Source organism: Aeromonas crassostreae (assembly GCF_054052445.1).
Genome location: NZ_JBSTYM010000016.1, coordinates 25944 through 47478, shown reverse-complemented (window position 1 = coordinate 47478; position 21535 = coordinate 25944). Strand labels below are relative to the sequence as shown.

Here is a 21535-nt window from a genome sequence, read left to right as displayed (position 1 = left end):
AAATGACGAACGCACAAGGCAGGGTCTCCTCACCTCTGCACGCCATCAGCCATCCTTTGCTAATAAAATTCGGGGTCAGCCTCTGGTGCAAACGCGACGACTTGATCCACCCGCAGATATCGGGCAACAAGTGGCGCAAGCTCAAATACCAGTTGCTGGATGCCAAGGAGCAGGGCAAGACACGCCTCCTCTCATTTGGAGGGGCCTATTCAAATCATATTCATGCCCTGGCAGCAGCCGGGTTTCAAACCGGTCTGCGTACGGCGGGCATTATACGCAGTGAACCCTCCGCCGTCAGTAATTCAACACTGAAAAATACCCAAAAATGGGGTATGGATCTCATTTTTGTGGATCGACAGAGCTACCGTCGCCGCCAGGATCCTAACTGGCTGGCCCAGTTCCAGGCACCGGATACCCTGATCATTCCCGAGGGGGGCAGTGCCCCCCTGGCTCTGCCCGGGGTCGCCGAACTGGTGGACGAGATACCCTTCTCACCGGACCTCTGGGTGCTGCCCTGCGCCAGCGGCGGCACCCTGGCGGGGCTCATCTCGGGCAGGCGGGAGGGCCAGCGGATCCTCGCCATCGCCGTGCTCAAGGGAGCCGGTTTCATCCGTGACGAGGTGTGCCGCCTCTATCCGGCCGCCGCCCTTGATCCTCACTGGCGCATCGCCCTCGACCACCATGATGGCGGCTACGCCAAGTTCAGCCCGGCGCTCTGGCACTGGGTGCAACAGTTCAGCGCCGAAACCGGCCTGCCGCTGGAACCCATCTACAGCGGCAAGGCGATGTGGGGCCTGTTTCGCGAACTGGCTGCCGGGCGCATCCCCAGGGGCAGCCGCATCGTCTTCCTCCACACCGGCGGCCTGCAAGGGTTGGCCGGGCTCAGGGAGCAGGGGCGGATCTGAGCGCCTCAGGGCGGGCCATGGGCTCGGGCTCGCTGAACCAGGGCCCCTGACCGCCATAGACCCCCAGGTGGCGCAGCATCTTCCACTCCTCCTGACTCTCCACCCCCACGGCGATCACCCTGGCCTGGGTATTGGCGCAGCCCCCCACCAGGCTGCGCACCGCCATCTGGTTGACCTGGCGGCTCTGGATCTCCCGCACCAGGCTGGGGTGCAGCCGCAGGAAGTTGATCTCGAACTCCTTGATGTACTGGGTGCTGACCACGTCCTGACCCGCATGGTCGATGGCCAACTGGCAGCCCAGCATGCGCAGCGAGCGCAGCGGCCGCTTGAGGGCCTCGTAGTGGCGGGTGACCTGGGCCTCGGAGAGCTGCAGCACCAGGCGCTCGTTGGTCCTGCGCGGCAACTGGAACAGGGCGAAGAAGAGCCAGCGCTGGAACTCGCGATTGAGCAGGCTCTGGGCGCACAGGTTGAGGGTGATGGGGGGACTCGTCTCGTCGCTCCCCCGCAGCAGCAGCAGGGTCTGCTCCGTCACCAGCCGATCCAGGGGCAGCAGCAGCCCCGTCTTCTCGGCCATGGGAATGTAGACCCCCGCCTGCAGGGGCCGCCCCTGCTCGTCCAGGATCCGGGTCACTATGTCCTGCTGGATGACGGGCGCCCCCTGATCCTGCTGCACCCCCTGGCGGTAGAAGTCGATGCCCCGCTCCTCCAGCCGGCGGCTGAGCAGGCTGCGCCAGCGCACCGTGCCCTTGCTGCTCGGCTCCAGGCTGAGGCGTTTCTCGTAGAGGAACCAGCCGCTGTGGCCCTGCAAACGGGCGCTCTTGAGGGCCAGTTCGGCCTCCTCCTGCACCTTGAGCAGGCTGTCGTTGGCCTGATAGCAGACGGCGCCGATGAACACGGCCGTCTCCGGGTTGACCCCCTGGGGCCAGTGCAGCCGTTGCAGGCTCTTGAGCAGCTGACCGGCCCCGTCCACCATCTCGCTCTCGACCATGTTGGGCAGCAGCACGGCAAAGGCCTGACCGCCGTAGCGGGCCTGCAGGGCGCCGTTGTGCTTGCGCACGAAGGTGCCGATGGAAGCGCTCGCCTCCTGCAGCAGCTCCTGCACCTGGCGGGCATCCTCCTCGGCGTCGAACTCCTCCAGGCAGGCCAGCTCGATGAGCAGCACACCGCCGCTCATCACGTTCGCCTCCATGATGGCGCTCTCCAGCCTGTTGTCGAAGAAGAGGCGGTTGCCTATGCCTATGTCCTTGTCGACAAAGGCATTGCTGCGGATGAAGTTGTCGAAGCGGCTGCGCTCCTTGCGGGCATCGGCCAGTTCGGCAATCAGCTTGTCGAGGGCGCTGCTGGCGGAGACGGGCCACTCCTCGGCCGGATCGTGGGCGAGCTTGGCCAGCTTGCCATCCAGAATGAGCTGGCCGCGCAGGGCCAGCAGCTCGGCGCCCCGCAGCTGCAACCGCAGCCAGCGAATGGAGTACCAGAGCCCGAACACCACGATGAGGATGCCAAGGGAGATGCCGGACATGGCCTGGATCGAATACTCGAACTCCTTGAAGGGGCGTTCGAGCTTGAACTCGGCCACCAGGCCGGGCTGACGGGAGAGCTGGCGCTGATAGGGGATCAGCAGGCTCTCGTCCTCCTGATACTGGACGTCGCGAAACCAGTAGATGCGCTGCTTGCCCTGATGCACCTCCAGCTCGACCACCCGGGCCGAGCGCAGCAGGGTCGGCAGCCAGCGGGTGAGATCCCTCTGGTCATCGGCCACCTCCAGCTGCTTGTCGAGCACCTCCACTAGGGAGCTGACCTTGTTCTGCTGCAACTCGAAGCCGAGCTGGCGAAAACTGAATACCCCCCCCAGCAGCACCATGGCCATGGCCGCGATCACGCACAAGGTGATGAAGGAGACGAGTTGTGTGGTGAGTTTCATGGGCCTTCCGTATGCACCAACGTCCGTGTTGACTCATGGTAACAGCCGGACCCATGGCCGCCTATGGACAAGGATCCCACTGCTGAGATTAAGGGCGCGAGCATAATCAATCGCGGTGGGAATACCAAGGCGATTGGGGATGACCGGATGGGGGGGAAGACACAAAGAAAAATGGTCCCGCAGAGGGGACCGAAACACTCATATCAAAACTAACACTCTGTGCTACTGACAAAACATACAGATACAGGAGTATTGAACACACGGTGAGTCAAACCGCACGGCTACTCTACCGAGTTCAGATAAGCTGGACAATTGTCATTTCTGACAGGTCAGCGATTGAATCTCGCACTAACCCTCAACAAAAATTACTGTTTATCAAAAGGTTATTGCATTGTGTCTAAAACACGATCAGGGGCGTTCAAATTGATACAGCTAATCTTTATGATGGTTAAATCTCAATCGAGTCACATCGATTCCCAACGGAAGGCTTCCCCCTATCAAGACAGACGCCGTGATGGATTTCCCTCGGGCTGTTCTGCCCGCTCCTGCTTCTGCTGCTCGGCCAGCCGCTGAACGGTGTCCTGACCCAGCACCCGCTCAAGGCGAAGAAGAGGAGCCTGATCCATTCGCCCCCCACGACCAAGACGGCCGTGGCGGCAGAGGCGATGCGCGCCAGCGGGGCCTGGCGCTCACTCGCAGATGAGGTTCTTGCCGAGCCCCTTGGCGCGATAGAGGGCGCCATCGCCCCGGTTGAGCAGCTGATGGGAAGCCTCCCCCGCCAGATACTCCGCCAGCCCCAGGCTCAGGGTGATGGGCAGGGGCGAGCCGAGCCCCACCTCGGCGATGTGGCCCCGGATCTTCTCCGCCACCCGGCGCGCCTCCGCCAGGTTGGTGCCGGGCAGGATCAGGATGAACTCGTCGCCACCCCAGCGGGCCAGGGTGTCTATCTCCCTCAGCTGCCCCTTGACCTGGTTCGCCAGGGCGATCAGGGTCAGATCCCCGGCGCCATGACCATACAAATCGTTGATCTGTTTGAACTCATCTATGTCGAGGGTCACTATGCTCAGGGGCTGGTTGAAGCGCTTTGCCCGCTCGCACTCGTGGCGCAGGGTCTGCTCCAACCGATAGCGATTGGCGACCTGGGTCAGGGCATCCGTCTCCGCCAGGCGGCGATTCTCCTCCACCTGATGCAGCAGCGCCTCGTTGGCATGGCGCAGCTCCTGGGTACACTCCTCCACCAGCAGGGAGAGGGACTTGTTGGTGGACTCCAGGGTTTCGAAATAGAGCCGCTTGTCATGGATGTTGCGATGGGCCCCTATCATGCGAGCCACGCTGCCATCACGATGGCGAGCCACGATATGGCCGCTGTCCTCGATCCACAGATAGTCGGCGCCGCTGGTGCGGCAACGATACTCGATGCGGTAATGGGGGCTGCGGCCGGCCAGGTAATCGTCGAAGTGGGTCATGACCCGGCCCAGATCTTCCGGGTGGATGAGGGACTCCCAGGTGAGCACGTCGTTGTCCAGACTGTGGGGCTCATACCCCAACATGCGATACCAACCGGCGTTGCGATAGACGTAACCCGAATCGACGTGCCAATCCCAGATACCGTCGCTGACCAGCTCTATGATGGTTTGCACCACCTCGTCACAGAGGTCGGGCAGCAGCGGCTCCCTCTGTCGATAGCTCTCCTCATTCATGATGCCATCCTTGCTTACATTCATGGGGCTATTTGCTGGTATCAAGTGTAGGGGCTGACGCCAGAAAAAGAGGGGGGCCAGCTCGCATATTGCGCAGCCGGCATCAGGTTGTGACGCGCTTGAATCTCAAGTCTCGCGGGGGATCCAGAGGATCGGGGGGCCACTCGGGGGGCGAGGCGGGGGCCCGGTCAGGCCCCGTGGCAGAGGTCAGTCGGAGAGATAGTATTCCACCGTGGAGACCACCCGCACCTTCTTGATATAGGGGGTGCTGGAGTCGCGATTCTCCACCGTGAACTGGCCCTGGTTCGCGGTGCGGATCTTGCCGAGCCGACTGGCGGAATCCTTGGCGAACTTGTCGGCCACCTCCCGCGCCGAGCGGGTCGCCTCCTCCACCATCAGCGGCTTGAGCTCGTTGAGTTTGGTGAAGATAAACTCGGTCTGCTGATAATCCTGACCGGCGAAGGCGATCCCCTGCTGGCCCAGCTCGGCGATGCCGTTCATCAGCTGGCGCACCCTGTCCACCTGGCCGGAGCGCACCGTGATGGTCTGGGCCGCCGTGTAGCGGAAGGTGCCCGTCTCGGCGCCGCCATAGGGCTGGGCCAGCTTGTCGGTGACGGCGGGCGGCGCTATCAGGATCTCCTCCTCTGCCACGCCGTTGAGCTTGAGATAGGCCAGCACGGCGGCCGCGCTCCTGCCCATCTCGCCATAGAGGGCGGGCAGCTCGTTGCTGGCGCCGGAAAAACGGATGGGCCAGACCACGACATCGGCCTGCACCTCCTTCTCAGACAACCCCTTCACCGACACCCGCCGCTCATACTCCTTGGCCTTGAGCAGGCTGTTACCGCCAATCCAGGCCATGCCCAGCAGCCCGACCAGCAGCAGGCTGCCGAGGGCGAGGGACGATTTCACGCTCTGTTCCATAACAAACTCCCCGTCAGATGGTGTCTTGTGACCAGCCGTTTCTTGGTTGTATCAGAAGTTGTACCAGAACCCGGGCCCCCCGCCAGCCCGGGAGCGTCCTCCTTGGGTGAAGCCGAGGAAAAGTGGCGCCATACGCGACATATTGCGGCGGCAGAAAGACGGGAGGGCTTGAAGGGAATCGGCCCAGCCCTGCTGGACCGGCGGCGGCTATGACGAGAGCACCTTTCTGGATCCCGAAGGCAATCGGCTGGGGCTCACCATCTAATGCCTGAGTGATCCCCCTCACCCTGGCCCTCTCCCAACAAGAGAGGGGATAAAGCGGCCCCGAAAATATGATCGCCAGCCACACAGATTCGATTGGTGAAACGTAATCGGACAGAAGTCACTTTATTACTCCCTTCTCCCCTTGCGGGAGAAGGGATGGGGGAGGAAAGTGATTTCGCAGTAAAATTGAGTTTCACAGGATCCCCGCCATAACCTACAAACCAGTAGGCAATACACTAAAACTATTTAACTACTTCCAACCGTAAGCATAAAAATCATATAAACAGGCTAACTTTCTAAAATATGTTGCGTAATTAGAGTTTGCTGTTTCTAATTTATCTATATTTTCTGCTAAAAATTCCCTGATTACATCAGCATCGAATTTTTCCCTTGAGATAAAGGATAAGAATATTGCTGCTTTTTCAGGTGGGTTCGTTTCTATGATTTCTTGTGCAGATTTATTCCTCTCCGTTTGAACAAAAGGCCTAGCATAGATAGTACTACTGAATTCAGAAGGTGTTTTCTCTATATGCCTCGCAATGTCAAATTCCGCCAACCGCTCTTTGTCATCAGCCAATATCCCCAAATCGTTCAAATATTTGTAAACCGGGAGATACTTACAATTTTTTGATATTGAAGGTATTGTTGAGGACAACAATTTTTCTGAATCTAATTTTATTTCCCCCTCTAATATGAGGTCTTTAAAAAGATCTATCGCAGTCAAACCTTGATAACCGATTCCGGAAGTACCCGTACCAGCAATTCCAACCCCAACAACGAATTCTACATCTTTTGCACTTTCTATATTATCAATATCAACAACACACATTTTATGTTCTGGTGATGCAGATTGAACAAGTGTATATAGCTGTTCTTTACAAAAACGTAATATCCTGGCTGGTATTTTACGTTTTGTAGCTTCTAGCGCTTCATATATTGGTAAGAAATCGTCTGATTTAACAATTGTTATAGGCAATTGAACTGAATCAATTGCAATTACTGTTTTGCTATAACTTGGAGACTGGTCATTAGCCCTTTGAATGAAAATCAAATTATCTCTTAGCTTATTGACATTTTCACTCCCCAGACAAGAAACTATTGCCTTCAATATGTTGGCTATATTCTTGTCGGAAAGTGAATATCCAATGAAAACGATTGGATGCTCTACAAATAAAGTGATTATTTTTGCAGCTAAATATGGGTTTCTATCTTCGAATAAGTCATAGTCTTCACGTGTAAGAACTAAGGATGCAGGACGAGAAGAAGAACCATGAATTTTATATATTTCACCTATAGACTGTGGGTTTGAAAATAATAGTTCACTCTGTCCAACATAGACCCTATAATCTGGAAACAATTTTTCTAAAAACAGATCCCAGTTGGTTGTTATTATTCCATCCACATTAAGTCTTGATAACGCAGAAATCTCCTCTGGGTATGCTGTTTCCACAAACCCAGCAGTTGCCATCTCATTAAGATAGTTACATATTTCAATTCTTAAGGCAGAAGTTTTATCTTTAAGTTTTCCTTTGTTCTTTTCTCTACTGACATCATATTTTTTGTCTGCCCACCACTTATTATGAAAGTCTTCAGCTATTAGTGATGCAACCTTAGATAGGTCACCATCTGCTGTAGTAAAATAGTACTCATATGGTTTTATTCCGTCTGTGAACCTCCTCAAAAGACTATCCCAGTCTTCTAAGTTAAGATAGCGTCGAGAAAAACCAGAACCTATGAATAAAAATGGTGCTGACCCTGCACTATCAAAATGAGATATAAGCATCTTCTTAATTTCTTCCATAAATCCCTCTTTAATATTGATATGATTTTAATTAGTAAGGGTTTTTAATCATTCCCCCAACCTATCCGCCAATCCGGAATAACGCTCGGTCTTTTTCCGTACCGCCTGGGCCAGCAGGGCGCGATCGCCGTAGAGATCGAGCCGCGCCTTGGCGCGGGTGATGCCGGTATAGACCAGCTCGCGGGTCAGCAGCGGGCTGGGGCTGTCCGGCAGCACCAGCACGGTATGGGTAAACTCCGAGCCCTGGGATTTGTGGATGGTCATGGCGTAGACAGTCTCGTGGGGTGGCAATCGGCTTGGCAGCAGGGCCCGCAGGCTGCCGTCCGGCTGCTCGAACCAGACCTTGAGGCGGCCAGTTTCATCGGGCAGGCAGAGCCCCATGTCGCCGTTATAGAGGCCGATGCCGTGGTCGTTGCGCACCACCATCACGGGGCGACCGGCATACCAGTCGCCATCCCGGGCGATCAGCCCGGCCCGAGACAGGGCCAATTCGAGCCGCTCGTTAAGCCCCTCGACCCCGAAGGGGCCGCCGCGCAGGGCGCAGAGGATCTGGAAGCCGTTGAATGCCTTGAACACGGCGGCGGGATCTTCCCCGGCCCGGGCCGCCTTCAGGTAGCTGCCGTAACCGGCCACCCCCTCTGCAATCAGGGCGTCATAGGCCTCCCCCGCCCAGGGGTGCAGGCTGATGTCGCCAAATCCCGCGCCCCAGACAGCTTCCACCGCAGCGGTATCGCCGTCGTTGCAGGCCCGCGCCAGCTGGCCTATGCCGGAATGCTGATCGAAGCGCCAGCTCTTGGAAAGCAAACAGAGGCTGTCGCGCACCGGTGCACCGGCGGGCGAACCCTGCAGGCGGTAGCCGGTCTGGCGGGAGAGCCAGTCCGCCTGCGCGGGGCTGATCCCCTGCGAGGTAAAGCTGCAGATATCCCCGAGCACGGCCCCCGCCTCCACCGAGGCGAGCTGATCCTTGTCGCCGAGCAGGATCAGGCGGGCGTGGGCGGGCAGGGCGTCCAGCAGGCGCGCCATCATGGGCAGGTCCACCATGGAGGCCTCGTCCACCACCAGCACGTCCAGGTGCAGCGGGTTGCCTCTGTGGTGGCGGAACTGGCTGCGCCCCGGGATCACCCCGAGCAGCCGGTGCAATGTGCCCGCCTCGGTGGGGATGGCCTGGACCCACTCAGGGGGCAAGTCCAGGGCCTGGAGGGCAGAGCCGATACTCTCGGTCAGGCGCGCCGCCGCCTTGCCGGTGGGGGCCACCAGCCGGATCGCCGGGGCCTTGCCCGATTGCAGACCAGTCTCCACCAGGATGGCGAGCAGTTTGGCGACAGTGGTGGTCTTGCCGGTGCCGGGGCCGCCGGAGATCACCGCGAAGGGGCGCGCCGCCGCCGTGGCCGCCGCCAGCTTCTGGCCGTTGCAGCAGAGCGCCTCGGGCACCAGGGTATCGAGCTTGCCAAGATCGCTCGCCGCCTGGGCGCTGGCCAGCAGCGCCTCTATGGCGGGCCAGTCCACGTCGTGCGGGAACACCAGGTCCAGATACTTCTCGACGAAGTGGCGGGCGGAGAAGTCCGGTGCGAGACGGGCTTTCAGCAGGGCTCCGAACACCAGGCCGTAGTCGCGGGCAAAGAGGCGCGACAGGGCCGGGGCGATCTCCGGCCATTCGGCGCGTTCACTTAACGCACGCAGATGGCGGGCCACCCCCAGTTCGAAGTCGTGGTAGCGGGTGAGGTAGAGGCGATCGCGCCACAGCCGCAGCGGCCAGCGGGGGGCGAGCCCGTCATCCTGCTCGGTACCCACCAGGGGGCTCTTCGCAAAGAGGGCGGGCCAGCTCGCCGGATCCGCCAGATCGGCCAGCAGATCCCGGCTCTGATCCGCATCCAGCCCGAAGGGGCGCAGGGATCCCTTGTCGTGACCGCCATGGGCCAGCATCGCCAGCGGCAGGCAGACATGGCCGCGCCCAAGCTCATAGCAGGCCAGCGCCGCCCCCAGCACCAGCTCGGGGCCGCCGCCCAGATCGGCCACCAGTTTGGCAAATTGCAGATCCAGCTGGCGGATGCGGCCAGCCAGGGCCAGGGCTTTGAGCCGTTCGATCATCATTGCGCTCTTCATGCTTCTACCCCGTTTTCCGAAACCTCTGCGGTGGCGCTTGCCCCCTCGCTAAACAGCCGATCCAGCCCCAGCACCAGCTCGCGGCTCGGCCGGGTATGAAACACACCCCCTTGAGGCATGCCGCGCAGGAAGAGATAAAACACGCCGCCAAAGTGCTGCTCGAAGTCGTAGCCCGGCAGGCGCAGGCTGAGCAGACGGTGCAGCGCCAGGGAATAGAGCTGGTATTGCAGATCGTATCTGTGCTCCCTCATTGCAGACTCTAACGCTGCCTGATTGTAATTAGCCGGACTCATGCCGAGGTGGTTGGATTTGTAATCGAGCAGATACCAGCGCCCCTGCCACTCGAACACCAGATCGATAAAGCCCTTGAGCATCCCCTGCACGGTAGCAAAGCCCAGGGGCTTGTTGCCCCGCGACAGGGGGTCGTGCCGCTGGCAGAGGGCGGTGAACGCCGGTGCCGTCACCCGCCCCATGGGCAGGAAGAACTCCAGCTCTACCTGTTTGCGATCCGCGCTCAAGTCCCGCAGCCGCACCGGCTCGCCATCTTCGACTGGCAATTCGGTATCGAGCACCGCCTCCACCTGCTGTTGCAGCACCGGGGCCCAGCTCTCGTCGAAGCCATCCTGGGCCAGCAGGGCGGCGATATGCTGCGCCAGCGGCTCGCCCGCGGCGCTCTGAAAATCGATGGTCTCGAACAGGCTGTGCAGCAGGGTGCCGGGGCGGGCCCCTTTCGGGAAGGTGAAGATGGAGGGGACTGGCACCTCCTCCACCTCGACGCTGGCGGATTCGGTCACCACTTCGTCATCGAAGCCGGGGTTCGCCAAGACCCCCTTGCCGTGACCGTGGCCCTGGGCCGCCAGACCGGAGTAGGAGCTGATCCACCAGTCCCGCTCCAGCCGACCGGTAAAGTGGCGCACCTGCGGCTCCCCCAGCTGCTCCTCCTCTGGCGGCAGCGGGGCCGGACGGGTGAGCGAGGGCTCACCGACCACCACCCCGGGCAGGGCCTGGGCAAGCGAACTGAGGGCGCTCGCCAAGGTAGTGGCGTCCCCCTCTTCCCCCTTTTGCAGCAGGTAGCCGATGGCGGTGTGGTGCAGGTCGGTCTTCTCCGACTTGCCATTGCCCGAGCGCACCGGGGCCAGCCCGAGCCAGGTGGCGTAGACGCCTCGGGTCAGCGCCACGTAGAGCAGTCGCAGGTCTTCGGCGAGGCGCTCGCGGTCGGCCTCGGCCAAGGATCCCTCGGCGCCGGTCAGATCGAGAATGGTGCGATTGCCCGCCTCATCCGCCTCGTGATAGAGGGGGGTCTCGGCGGCTCTGTGGCTGCAGATAAAGGGCAGGAACACCAGGGGGTACTCCAGCCCCTTGGATTTGTGGATGGTGACGATCTGCACCAATTTGCGCTCGGATTCGAGCCGCAGTACCTGCTCGGCATCCTGGCCGCCCGGGCGGCTCACCGCCTCCCCCAGCCAGCGCAGCAGGGCATATTCCCCGTCCAGCTCGCCGCTCGCCTGTTGCAGCAGCTCGCCGAGGTGCAGGAAGTTGGTCAGCCGCCGCTCGCCGTAGGGGCTCGCCAGCAGGGAGGCGGCGAGATTGCGCCTATGCAGCAGGGCCCGCAGCATGGCCAGCACACCGCGGCGATGCCAGATCTGGCGGTACTCCATAAACTCCTGCACCGCGCTCTCCCACGCCCGCTCGTCGCTGGCCAGCCCATCGAGCGCCCTGGCATCCAGATCGAACAGGCCGGTGGCGAGCGCCGCCCTCAGGCTTCGCTCCTCGCTCGGATTCTGGCAGGCGTGCAAAATCAGCAGTATCTCCCGCGCCTCCACCTGCTCCAGCACGCTCTCGCGATTCGACAGATAGACGGAGGCGATGGCGAGGCGCGCCAGCTCCTGCTGCACCAGCTTGCCCTCGGCGCCGGTGCGCACCAGCACGGCGATACCCCCGGCCTTGACCGGCTCACTGCCGATCAGCGCCTTGCCCTCCCGGGCCAGGGTCAGCAGGCGGTGGATCTCGGCGGCGGTGGCGCGCGCCATCTTGCTCTGGTAATCCCCCCGATTGAAGGTGGGCTGACCGCTCAGCTGCCAGCAGTGCAGCACGGGGGCGGTGGTGCCCTCCAGCAGCAGCGCCTTGCTCTTGCCCTGGGCCTCCACCGGCAGGAAGGGGATGTCAGATTCGTAGATAAAGGGATCTTTCGCCCGCTCGAACAGGCCGTTGACCGCTCCCACCAGGGCACTGCTGGAGCGCCAGTTGCGCCCCAGGGTGTAGTGGGCGCTCACATTTCGCCGCGCCTGGATGTAGGTAAAGATGTCGGCGCCGCGAAAGCCGTAGATGGCCTGCTTGGGGTCGCCGATCATCAGCAGCGCCGTGTCTGTGTGGCCGCCACTCTCTTGTGAACCATAGAGGCGGTGGAAGATGCGGTACTGCTGGGGGTCGGTATCCTGAAATTCATCGATCATCGCCACCCGGTAGGTGGCGCGAATGCGCTCGCAGAGTCGCTCGCCCAGACTGGAGCCGAGCGCCCCGTCGAGATCCTTGAGCAGGTCATCGAAGGAGAGCTGATGGGCCTGGCGCTTGCTCGCCTGCATCCGGCTGCGCACCACCTTGGCCGCCCGTTGCAAGATGAGATCCCGAATACCGGGACGACTTTCCAGCAGCTGGTCTATCTGGCCAAACAGCGGCAGGGTGGGCACCGCCTTGCCCTTGCTCAGCTTGGCCTCCAGCATTGTCTGGCCGAAACGTTCGAGATCCTTGGGCAGGGTGTAACCGCTGGTCGGATCCTGTGCCCAGTCGCCTATCTTGGCGAGCCAGCCTTCATAATTTTTACCGGTATAGAGCTTGATTTGCCCCTCTGTCTGGCGGCGGATCTCGTCCATCTGCGCCAGCCAGGCATCTTTCACCGCCCCGATGCGGGCCATGGCCGCCTGATGGCGGGCGGCGAGGGTCTCGCCCCCCAGGGCGGGGTGGATCTCCAGCTCGCTGTTGTCGAGCCAGCCGTTCATCTCCCGCAGCAGGGCGGCGGGGCTGGGCCAGAGCGCGCGCACGGCGCTGGCCAGGGGCTTGTCCACCGGATAGAACTCGGCGCGCCAGTAGTCGCTCACCGCCTGCAACCTGAGCTGGCTGTCGTCGGTCAAAAATTCGGTTTCAAACAGGGCACCCGACTCGAAGGCGTTTTGCTTGAGCATCCGCTGGCAGAAGCCGTGGATGGTGAAGACCGCCGCCTCGTCCATCTGCCGCTCGGCGGCCAGCAGGCGGCGGGCCGCAAGCTCGTGATCCTCCACCTCGATCAGCAACTGGGCCAGCAAGTCATCCTTGCTCTCACCCCGCATAAAGGCGAGCCGCGCCTCGTGGATGCGGGCTCGGATCCGCCCCCGCAGCTCGGCGGTGGCCGCCTCGGTAAAGGTCACCACCAGGATCTCGGTCACCGACAGCGGCCGTTCGTGGGCGCTGGATTGACCCACATCGGCGCCTTCTTCAATCAGCGGTCCATGGCCCAGCAGCAGACGCAGGTAGAGGCCAGCGATGGTGTAGGTCTTGCCGGTACCGGCGGAGGCCTCGATCAATCGTTCACCGTGGAGGGGAAAACGCAGGGTATTGAGCGGGTTGGCCATTATTTCAGCTCCTCCAGGGTGTTGAATAGCGGCGTCAGGTGTTCACGGGCCAGGGCCTGCAACTGGCCCAGCACGGCGTCATCCAGTTCGGGGAAGCAGCGGGCAACATAAGGGTCTTGCCCCTCCCCCGTCACCATGTAGCCACCGTTGAAGCGGGTGAGGGCCGCCTTGTCGGCCGCCTCCGGCTTGTCGGGATCCTTCTCCATCGCCTTGAGCCACTCCCAGGCTGTGCTCGGGAAAAACGGCAGCGGCCGCTTCATCCCCTGGGCCCAGCACGCCACCAGCGCCGCCAGCTTGGGCCGCGCCTCGTCGGCAGCGAGCTTGGCTAACCGCAGACTCTGTTTGGCATCGAACAGCAGGGTGTCGCCGGGGGCGCTGCTCAGACAGAGGCAGAGGTGCTGAACCCAGCCCAGCAGCAGATCCTTGCCGTTGAAGCTGCCGGGTTTGACCACCAGCAAGCGCCCCTTCTGGGTGTCTATCCACCCTTGCAGCTGGCCCTGTGCCAGGGAGATATCGATCTCCACCGCCTGCCTTTCACTGACCCAGGGTCTCAGTCGCTCCGCCAGCTTGCCCATCTCGGCGTCGAGATCCTCCAGCAGCAGGCTGCCGAACCACCCTTGGGGCAGCAGGCCGCTGAGCTGCAACCGCTCGCGCCGTATTTCACTGTCCCCCTCGGCCAGATGGGAATCGAGCAGCAGGGCCTTGAGCTGATAATGTTGCAGGCCATCCAGCTCGAATGGCTCGCTGTCCTCGATATTGGCTTCGTTGAGTTCAAACCACACCTTGAGGCGGCGGTTGAGGAAATACTTGGCGGGCTGGCGATAGAAGCGCAGCAGCTCCGCCAGCTCCAACCCCTGCTCTCTCCCCCATTCGGGCGGCAATGGCAGCTCGCCACTCTGGAAGTTGGCGGCACCGCGCACCGGATTGAGGGCGGGCAGCCAGTCGGCGCCATAGGTAAAGAGGCGGGACTCTGCTTCCGGGTAGAAGTAGTGGCGGCTGTAGGGGGTGAGTGGGTGCTCGACCACCAGATGCTTGAGCAGCCGCTCGCCCGAGGTTTCGTCGTCGAGCGCCTCATCCCCCGCCAGCACGAAGCCCTGGCGCACATAGTCGATGAGCTCCGCCAGCAGCACCGAGGGCACCTTGTCGCTGTTGTCCTGGGCGCTGAAGCCCTGATAGCTGATGTAGAGCCCCTGCTGGGCGCTGAGCAGCGCCTCGAGGAAGAGGTAGCGGTCATCATCGCGCCGGGATCTGTCCCCGCGCCGCGCCGCCACCGCCATCAGATCGAAGCCCATGGGGGCCAAAGTGCGCGGGTAGACGCCGTCGTTCATGCCGAGCAGGCAGACCTGCCTGAAGGGGATGGAGCGCATCGGCATCAGGGTGCAGAAGTTGACCTGACCGGCGAGGAAGCGCTGGCTGGAGCGGGACTCCCCCAGCACGCTGCCGAGGTAATCCTGCAGCAGGGAGGCAGAGATGGGCTGATCGAAGCGAGCCTCGCCGAGCTGGGTCTGCCAGTCGGTGAGCTGGCTGCGAATGAGCTGCAGCTGACGCTCTTCCTCCTCGTCTCCCAGATAGAAACGCTCCAGCAGTTCATTGAGGCAGGCGTGCCACTCGGGCAGCGGCTGCGCCTGTTGCAAGCGGGGCAGAAATTCGGCGAGCGAATCGATAAACCAGGCCAGCTTGCCAAGCGCCAGCCCCTGCTGACCCTCGATCTCGGCGTAGGGCAAGATGCTGGCCAAGGGGCCTTGCTGACCCCCCATGTTATCGGCACAGGGCAGGATGCCAGCCACCGGCTCCCCATCCCCCATGGCAAAGCCGAGCAGCATGCGGCGCAGGCCGAACAGCCAGCTGTTGCCGGACAGGGGCGGCAGATCGAAACGGACGGGGTAGCCGTCGTCCAGCCCCCAGCGGATGCCGGTCTCCTGCACCCAGACCCGCAGCTGGTTGAACTCGTCGTCATCCAGCTCGAAGCGGCGCAGCACGGCGGGCACTTCCAGGATGGCCAGCAGCTCGCCGGCCCCGAGGCGGGCATTGGGCAATTTCAGCAGGGCGAGGAAGCTTTGCAGCAGCGGGCTCTCCTGGCTCGCCGCCCGATCCGAGACCGCGAAGGGGATCTGGCCGCGGGCCCCACTCTTCTCTTTACCAAAGACCGCCTGAATGTAGGGGCCGTAGCTGTTCACGTCCGGCATCATCACCACCACGTCTTTCGGGGTGAGGGAGGGATCCGCCTCGAACAGCGCCAGCAGGCGATCGTGCAGCACCTCCAGTTCCCGCATCGGGCTGTGGCAGGCGTGGATCTGCAGGGATCCGTCCGCCGGGCTGATGGGGCTCTTGTGGTGGCTGGCATCGAGACTGAACTGACCGGCGCCCCGTTCGGCCAGTTCCAGCACATCCTTCTGGATGGCCCGCAGCAGGCTGACATTGCCCTGCTCATCGCGCTCGTCGATGTCGACGAAGGCCTCGATCTGCGGCACCTCCAGCTCCATCAGCTGGTGCAGGTAGTCGCGCCCCAGCTTGCCCATGGAGGCGAGCAGCGGGTTGGCGGGCCCTTGCAGGGTCTCGATGTCGGTGCCGGGCTTGAGCTTGCTCTCCAGCCGGGCCAGGGTTTTGCGATCGAGCAGATCTCCCCAGTAGTAGCGGCAGGGGTTGGTGACAAACAGGTGTACCTCCACCTCGGGTCGGCTGCCCAGCGCCAGCAGCGCCTCCACATAGCGCGGCGGCAGCGCCGAGATGCCGAACACGAACACCCGTTGCGGCAGCTTGCCCGGCAGATCCCGGGTGCGCGCCAGCTCGTGGATAAACTCCTCGTAGAGGTTGGCTCTGTGGTAGCCGCTGGGTGAGAGCGCCAACGTGCGGGCCACCAGCTCGCGCCACAGCTCGGGCTGCCAATCCTGACCGCTCACCCCGGCCAGCTCCTGACAGCCTGTGCCCACCAGCCCCTCCCCCTGTTCCCAGCGGGCGATCCAGTCCGGCCGGTAGACCAGATACTGGTCGAACAAGTCCGCCACCTTCTGGCAGAGCTGCCACAGCCTGACTTGCTCCGGATCCTGGGCTGGATCTTCTTCATCTCCCCCGCCCAGATAGGCGGCCAGCGGCGCGAAGGCGGGCCTGCCGAGCAGGGCGGGCAGAATGGTCATCAGCTGCCAGCTCATGGCGCCCTTGTTGTAGGGGCTTATGCGGGGCACGTCCGCCAGCACCTGGGTGAACATCTCCCAGATGAAGCTGGCGGGCAGGGGAAAGTCGATATTGGCGGCGATGCCGAAGGCCTTGGCCAGCTCCAGCTTGAGCCACTGGGCCATGCCCGGACTCTGCACCAGGATCTGCTCGTGCTCGAAGGGGTGAGAGAGGGGCGCCTGCCGGATGCGGCTCACCAGCAGCTCCTTGAGCAGATCCAGCTGATTGGAGTGGTAGAGGGTAAACATGGACGACTCCCGCCAATTTCATGAAGAGGGGTGCGCTCCGGAAAAGGCGAGCCATTTCCGTCACTTCACACGAAATGGGATTGTCGGGGATCGGGGGGGAAGATGCAAAAGGCGCTTGCCGCCGCCAGGGGGGTCTCGTCACAGTACCGGCATTGACCCCTGGCGGGCACAAAAAAGCCGGTGCTGCTGCACCGGCCAAAGGCTTGGAAAACTTGAACTATCAGGGGATTACCAGCACTTGCCGAGGCGGGCATCCAGGCTGAAGGCACCAGGTCCGGCCGCCGCCAGGGCCAGGAAACCACCGGCCACAGACAGGTTCTTCATGAACATCAGCATCTGCATCTGTTCGGCAGGCTGATAGTGGAACAGGAAGGCGGCCATCAGGGTGAAACCGGCCAGCAGCACCGAGAGGCTGCGGGTAAACAGGCCCAGCACGATGGCGAGGCCGCCACCCAGCTCCAGCAGGATCACCAGGGGCAACAGGGCACCCGGCACGCCCATGGCTTCCATATAACCCTGGGTACCGGCGTAACCACCGATCTTGCCCCAGCCCGCCGCCACAAACATCAGCGCCAGCAGAATACGACCAACCAGCAGTGCCACATCTTTCATCTTGTCCATCTCAAGGTTCCTTTTAATACCCATATACGGAAGTTAACAGTGTACGACTAAATGACTAACTGTTTCATTTCAACAGAGATTTTAATTTCAGGGCAGATCGAACAGCAGGGCTTCGCTCGCCATGGCGGCACTCATTGTCCAGCTCTGTTCATCGCGACTAAGTACCCCGTCGCCGGGTCGGGCGGCCAGACCGTTGGCGGTCAGCTCCCCGGAAATCATGTGCAGGTAACCATGGCGCCCCTGCAATGCCCATTCGAGGCTTTCACCCGCGGCCAGTTGCAGTCGCCATACCCGCGCCTGCTGACGGATGCTGAAGGATCCCGCCTCCCCGGTGGGGGATGCAACCAGCGTCATGCCAGGCTGGTTCACTATCTGTTTTTGCTGATAACCGGGGGGCGTGCCGAACTCGTTCGGCTCGATCCAGATCTGCAACAGTCGCAGGGGCTCGTCCTGGGACGGGTTGTATTCGCTGTGGCGAATGCCGGACCCTGCGCTCATCAGCTGAAAATCCCCTGCCGGGATCTGCTCGGCATGGCCGAGGCTGTCCCTGTGCTCTATGGTGCCGTTCAGCACGCAGGTGAGGATCTCCATGTTGGCGTGAGGGTGGGTGGCAAATCCGCCACCCGGCGCCACCAGGTCGTCATTGATGACCCGCAGGGCCGAGTGCCCCATCCACTTCGGGTCGTAGTAGTGACCGAAGGAAAAACTGTGGTGGGTATCGAGCCAGCCAAAGTTGGCATGACCTCGATCCGCGGCGGCTCTCAATTGCATCATGGTGTGCTCCTTACGCTACAACTTGCTCGACAAAATGAGGGGACTATTGGCGACCCGTACCCAAACCGAAGGGGATGCGGTACTCGCTGGATTCACTGCCCAGGCTGACGGTCAGCGTGCCCTGGGTCCGGCTTGGCAGTTGCACATGCTGGGTGCCCACCAGGTTGGCGTGGACGGAAGCCAGCAGATCGCCGAACTCATCGCGCACCTCCAGCATGGGGTTGGCCTTGCCATCGATGGCGGCGCTGGCCTGCCAGTTCACGAACAGCACACCTGGGGCGGCATTGAAGTCGGCGGGAACGGAAGCCTGGGCAACCCCGGCGGTCATCAGGCCTGCGACGGCCAGCATCTTGATTACGTTTTTCATGTTCGTTTCTCTCTTGAGTTGTCATGTCATTGATAGGCCATTCGGCCTGGGCCAATGCATCCTTGCGAGAGACCATTCAAATATTATGTTGTTCTTTCGCTGACGTCTGACAGGGTAATTTACGATGTCACAGCCAGGAATAACGGTTTATTTGGCCGCTTTGCCTTCCTGCCTAAGCGTTGATTGAATATTAAAGGGACTTGCCCTAAGTTGTTAGCGAGTTAATCTGGCGATCATATTCAAAAAAATTGAAGGCTAACCATGAGCAAAGAACGCGCGTTGACCCTGGAGGCGATCCGGGTGCTGGATGCCATAGAGAGGCGGGGCAGCTTCGCCGCCGCCGCCGACGAGCTGGGCAAGGTGCCCTCGGCACTGAGCTACACGGTGCAGAAGCTGGAAGACGAGTTGGACGCCATGCTGTTTGACCGCAGCGGCCACAGAACCAAGTTCACCCCGGCCGGGCGCATGCTGCTGGAGCAGGGTCGGCTGCTGCTGGAAGCGGCCGAGCATCTGGTGGGGGAGACCCGGGCCCTGGCCCGGGGCTGGGAGACCGATATCACCATCGCCGTCGATGCCCTGGTGCCGCCGCAGGCCCTCTACCCTCTGGTGGAGCGGCTGGCCGAGCTGACGGATACCCGGCTGCGACTGCGGGCCGAGGTGCTGGCGGGCAGCTGGGAGTGTCTGGAGGATGGCCGCGCCGATCTGCTCATCTCCTCCCTCAACCCCGACATCATGATGACGGGCATCAAGCATCAGCTCTTGCAGGAGGAGGAGATGCTCTATGTCGCTCACCCGGATCACCCCTTGCATCTGGAGCCTGAGCCTTTGGCGGACGAGACATTGCGTCGCTACCGCGCCATCGCCATCGCCGACACGGCGCGGCGCAAACCCGCCCTCACCTATCGCCTGCTGGACAAGCAGCCCCGTCTGACCGTCAGCACCATGGGGGAGAAGCGCGATGCCCTGCTGGCGGGCATTGGCGTCGGCACCATGCCCCTGAGCTGGATAGAAGAGGACATCAAGGCGGGGCGTCTCAAGGTGATCAGCCCCGAGTATCGCCACCAGGTGCAGGTCGTGCTGGCGTGGCGGCGAGACACCATGGGCAAGGCCAAGAGCTGGCTGGTACGGGAGATCCCCAAGCTGTTTGCGGGCACAAACCCGGGAGCGGCTTGACGCGGGGCGAGAATTGAGGGAAAAGAAAAAAGCGGAGCCCTGTCGGGATCCGCTCAATTTGCCAGGAAAGAATAAAAACCTTTCGGTTTAAAAAAACCCTTAAATTGGAAGCAAACAATCGATTTCGCAACCAGGAAAGTCTCGAATTCGACGTGTTCGATTATGCGTGAACCAATGTTCCTCGCCAGCACTAAGTTGCAGGGTTGAAGGATGTGCACCATCCGGTGTCAATTTCTGCAACCATTGCACCAAACTGGTCCGATCATCCCGCCTATTTCGGCCCCTTGCTTCCTCCTGCTTTTTTAAAGTGTCAAAATCTGAGCCCGAACCATGGAAAAAGTACTCTTTTTAGCGGTTCGCACTATGCACATAAAGGAATGACGCATGACCTACAGCCAGACCCTGGCCACCCATATTCTCGACACCCTGAAGAAGACCCTGACCGACAAGGGGATCCGCTATCAGACCCTGGCGGAGGCCATGGGGGTCTCCATCGCCACCATCAAGCGGATGATGAACAAGCCCTCACTGCCGTTCGATACCTTGCTGGAGATCTGCCATCTGGTGGGGCTCTCGTTCGAGGAGCTGCTGGACAGGACCCAGGAGGCCCAGAGCCGCCGCGCCGTCTTCACCCAGGAGCAGGACGAGGCGTTTCACCAGGAGCCCGGCCTCTACGCCTTCCTCGCCAACATCTTCTGGCGCGACAAGACGTTAATCGATCTCAAGCGGGAATACGGCCTGACCGACGCCTCCTGCTACCTCTACCTGCGCAAGCTGGAGAGGCTAGGCATACTCCAGCTCGGCATAGACAACAGCTTCCACTTCCTCATCAGCGAGCGCATCAGCTTCGAGCAGCACAGCCGCTTCGCCCGCCAGCAGGCGCGCCAGGCCATGTCGGTGCTGGGGGACTATCTGGTGGAGAACATGCACAAGTCCAACAACTACATGGCGCTGTGCCAGCTCCATCTGGGCGAGGGAGAGGCCATGGCGCTGATCGAGCGGATGAAGGAGTACTGGCACCAGGAGCTCAAGCTCAATCGCCCCGCCATCGGCCAGCGGGAGGACACCAAGACCTACACCATGTCCCTGCAACTGGCGGACTGCGGCTACCAGAGCTTCGACGACCTCATCCCCAACATAGATGGCTGAAGGGGCGCCAGCCCCTGGGGGCGGGTGTCCAGGCAGATGCGGATGGCGTCATGGCGCCAGTGCTCTATGTCGCAGTCGATGAGCCCGCCCCCCTCGTCATAATTGACCCGCACCAGCCGCAGCACCGGGCTACCCTGGGCCAGGTTGAGCACGCTGGCCACCTCGCCACGGGCCGCCACCGGCGTCATCTCCAGCCGGGCGCCCCCCTGCCCTATGCCGTATTCATTGAGATAGAGCTCGGTGAGCGACCCCGCCAGTGGCTGACCCTGGATGCGGGGGAAGCGGCTCGCCAGCAGATGGTGGCAGACGTGCAGCACGGGGCGGCCGTCGATCAGCCGCTGGCGCCGGATCTGGTAGAGGGGGGTGAAGGGATCTATGTCCATCCAGCGGCACAGCTCGCTGCTGGCCAGCTCGCCGCCCTGGCCCAGCAGCCGGGTCTCGGCGCTGCGTTGCTGCTCGGCGATCCACTGGTGGAAGTGGGTGTGGCGGGCGGGATCATAGATGAGCCTGGGGGGCGCCACGAACCAGCCGCGCCGCTCGGCCCGGTAGATGAGCCCTTCCGCCTCCAGGGCCGAGAGCGCCTCCTTGACCGTGATGCGGGTGGTGGCGAAACGCTCGCTCAGGGCCCGCTCGGCGGGCAGCTGCTGCCCCGCCGCCAGCTGGCCGCTGTCGATATAGCTGTGCAGTGTCTGACGTATCTGTTCACTCTTGGAAAGGGGTCTGCTCACGCGCCTGTCCTGGCATAGTCCAATGATTCGAATGCCATGCTTATATCCCGCCCAGATGAAACTGCCATGACAGCGATTCGGGCA

Annotated in this window: 14 protein-coding genes and 1 pseudogene; 4 read left to right on the top strand and 11 right to left on the bottom strand. The window is 61.6% G+C overall.

Annotation, left to right across the window (positions count from 1 at the left end; translation table 11 throughout):
• Positions 1–2: 2 nt before the first annotated feature.
• Positions 3–905, top strand: coding sequence for a 1-aminocyclopropane-1-carboxylate deaminase/D-cysteine desulfhydrase (locus ACW5W4_RS13355; RefSeq protein WP_456689706.1), 903 nt, complete (start codon positions 3–5; stop codon positions 903–905).
• Here ACW5W4_RS13355 and ACW5W4_RS13350 read toward each other — a convergent pair.
• The 3 genes from ACW5W4_RS13350 to ACW5W4_RS13340 form a co-directional block, all read right to left on the bottom strand.
• A complete protein-coding gene (locus ACW5W4_RS13350) occupies positions 883–2826 on the bottom strand; it encodes an EAL domain-containing protein (protein WP_456689705.1) in 1944 nt (647 codons plus the stop codon). The two genes, ACW5W4_RS13355 and ACW5W4_RS13350, sit on opposite strands and share 23 nt — an antisense overlap.
• 689 nt (positions 2827–3515) lie before the next feature.
• Positions 3516–4526 carry a sensor domain-containing diguanylate cyclase gene (locus ACW5W4_RS13345; RefSeq protein WP_456689704.1) on the bottom strand — a complete coding sequence of 337 codons (1011 nt, stop codon included), beginning with the start codon at positions 4524–4526 and terminating at the stop codon, positions 3516–3518.
• 207 nt (positions 4527–4733) lie between these two features.
• Positions 4734–5447 (bottom strand): SIMPL domain-containing protein, encoded by a 714-nt coding sequence (locus tag ACW5W4_RS13340; RefSeq protein ID WP_456689703.1) that lies wholly within the window; start codon positions 5445–5447, stop codon positions 4734–4736.
• Positions 5448–5634: 187 nt separating this feature from the next.
• Here ACW5W4_RS13340 and ACW5W4_RS13335 point away from each other — a divergent pair.
• Positions 5635–5712 (top strand): annotated as a pseudogene (locus ACW5W4_RS13335) (VOC family protein); the annotation flags it as partial.
• Positions 5713–5961: 249 nt separating this feature from the next.
• On the opposite strand, the gene ACW5W4_RS13330 reads toward ACW5W4_RS13335, so the two are convergent.
• The 7 genes from ACW5W4_RS13330 to ACW5W4_RS13300 all read right to left on the bottom strand — a co-directional run bounded on the left by ACW5W4_RS13330 (position 5962) and on the right by ACW5W4_RS13300 (position 18401).
• A complete protein-coding gene (locus ACW5W4_RS13330) occupies positions 5962–7512 on the bottom strand; it encodes an SIR2 family protein (RefSeq protein ID WP_456689702.1) in 1551 nt (516 codons plus the stop codon).
• A gap of 48 nt (positions 7513–7560) precedes the next feature.
• Positions 7561–9615 (bottom strand): exodeoxyribonuclease V subunit alpha, encoded by a 2055-nt coding sequence (gene recD, locus ACW5W4_RS13325; protein WP_456689701.1) that lies wholly within the window; start codon positions 9613–9615, stop codon positions 7561–7563.
• On the bottom strand, positions 9612–13220 hold the full coding sequence (gene recB / locus ACW5W4_RS13320) for an exodeoxyribonuclease V subunit beta (protein ID WP_456689700.1): 3609 nt from the start codon (positions 13218–13220) through the stop codon (positions 9612–9614). The genes recD and recB overlap by 4 nt, the downstream gene beginning before the upstream one ends.
• Entirely contained in the window at positions 13220–16639 is a 3420-nt protein-coding gene (gene recC, locus ACW5W4_RS13315) for an exodeoxyribonuclease V subunit gamma (RefSeq protein WP_456689699.1), read from the bottom strand. The genes recB and recC overlap by 1 nt, the downstream gene beginning before the upstream one ends.
• 228 nt (positions 16640–16867) lie before the next feature.
• Positions 16868–17284, bottom strand: coding sequence for a DoxX family protein (locus ACW5W4_RS13310; RefSeq protein ID WP_427262422.1), 417 nt, complete (start codon positions 17282–17284; stop codon positions 16868–16870).
• 63 nt (positions 17285–17347) lie between these two features.
• Positions 17348–18034, bottom strand: coding sequence for a pirin family protein (locus tag ACW5W4_RS13305; protein WP_427262421.1), 687 nt, complete (start codon positions 18032–18034; stop codon positions 17348–17350).
• 43 nt (positions 18035–18077) lie between these two features.
• Positions 18078–18401 (bottom strand): hypothetical protein, encoded by a 324-nt coding sequence (locus tag ACW5W4_RS13300; protein WP_456689698.1) that lies wholly within the window; start codon positions 18399–18401, stop codon positions 18078–18080.
• Positions 18402–18662: 261 nt separating this feature from the next.
• On the opposite strand from ACW5W4_RS13300, the gene ACW5W4_RS13295 reads away from it, so the two are divergent.
• Both ACW5W4_RS13295 and ACW5W4_RS13290 read left to right on the top strand, forming a co-directional pair.
• Positions 18663–19574: a LysR family transcriptional regulator gene (locus ACW5W4_RS13295; RefSeq protein ID WP_456689697.1), complete on the top strand. Its 912-nt coding sequence runs from the start codon at positions 18663–18665 to the stop codon at positions 19572–19574.
• A gap of 384 nt (positions 19575–19958) precedes the next feature.
• The gene (locus ACW5W4_RS13290) at positions 19959–20723 is read left to right on the top strand and encodes a helix-turn-helix domain-containing protein (protein ID WP_427263277.1); all 765 of its coding nucleotides are present in this window, start codon (positions 19959–19961) and stop codon (positions 20721–20723) included.
• On the opposite strand, the gene ACW5W4_RS13285 is transcribed toward ACW5W4_RS13290, so the two are convergent.
• The gene (locus ACW5W4_RS13285) at positions 20681–21451 is read right to left on the bottom strand and encodes a UTRA domain-containing protein (protein WP_456689696.1); all 771 of its coding nucleotides are present in this window, start codon (positions 21449–21451) and stop codon (positions 20681–20683) included. The two genes, ACW5W4_RS13290 and ACW5W4_RS13285, sit on opposite strands and share 43 nt — an antisense overlap.
• Between the last annotated feature and the right edge of the window lie 84 nt (positions 21452–21535).

Bases quoted from the DNA above. Each gene is read 5' to 3' on its own strand.
- ACW5W4_RS13355 (WP_456689706.1), top strand. From the start codon at position 3: ATGACGAACGCACAAGGCAGGGTCTCCTCACCTCTGCACGCCATCAGC.
- ACW5W4_RS13350 (WP_456689705.1), bottom strand. From the start codon at position 2,826: ATGAAACTCACCACACAACTCGTCTCCTTCATCACCTTGTGCGTGATC.
- ACW5W4_RS13345 (WP_456689704.1), bottom strand. From the start codon at position 4,526: ATGAATGAGGAGAGCTATCGACAGAGGGAGCCGCTGCTGCCCGACCTC.
- ACW5W4_RS13340 (WP_456689703.1), bottom strand. From the start codon at position 5,447: ATGGAACAGAGCGTGAAATCGTCCCTCGCCCTCGGCAGCCTGCTGCTG.
- ACW5W4_RS13330 (WP_456689702.1), bottom strand. From the start codon at position 7,512: ATGGAAGAAATTAAGAAGATGCTTATATCTCATTTTGATAGTGCAGGG.
- recD (WP_456689701.1), bottom strand. From the start codon at position 9,615: ATGAAGAGCGCAATGATGATCGAACGGCTCAAAGCCCTGGCCCTGGCT.
- recB (WP_456689700.1), bottom strand. From the start codon at position 13,220: ATGGCCAACCCGCTCAATACCCTGCGTTTTCCCCTCCACGGTGAACGA.
- recC (WP_456689699.1), bottom strand. From the start codon at position 16,639: ATGTTTACCCTCTACCACTCCAATCAGCTGGATCTGCTCAAGGAGCTG.
- ACW5W4_RS13310 (WP_427262422.1), bottom strand. From the start codon at position 17,284: ATGGGTATTAAAAGGAACCTTGAGATGGACAAGATGAAAGATGTGGCA.
- ACW5W4_RS13305 (WP_427262421.1), bottom strand. From the start codon at position 18,034: ATGATGCAATTGAGAGCCGCCGCGGATCGAGGTCATGCCAACTTTGGC.
- ACW5W4_RS13300 (WP_456689698.1), bottom strand. From the start codon at position 18,401: ATGAAAAACGTAATCAAGATGCTGGCCGTCGCAGGCCTGATGACCGCC.
- ACW5W4_RS13295 (WP_456689697.1), top strand. From the start codon at position 18,663: ATGAGCAAAGAACGCGCGTTGACCCTGGAGGCGATCCGGGTGCTGGAT.
- ACW5W4_RS13290 (WP_427263277.1), top strand. From the start codon at position 19,959: ATGACCTACAGCCAGACCCTGGCCACCCATATTCTCGACACCCTGAAG.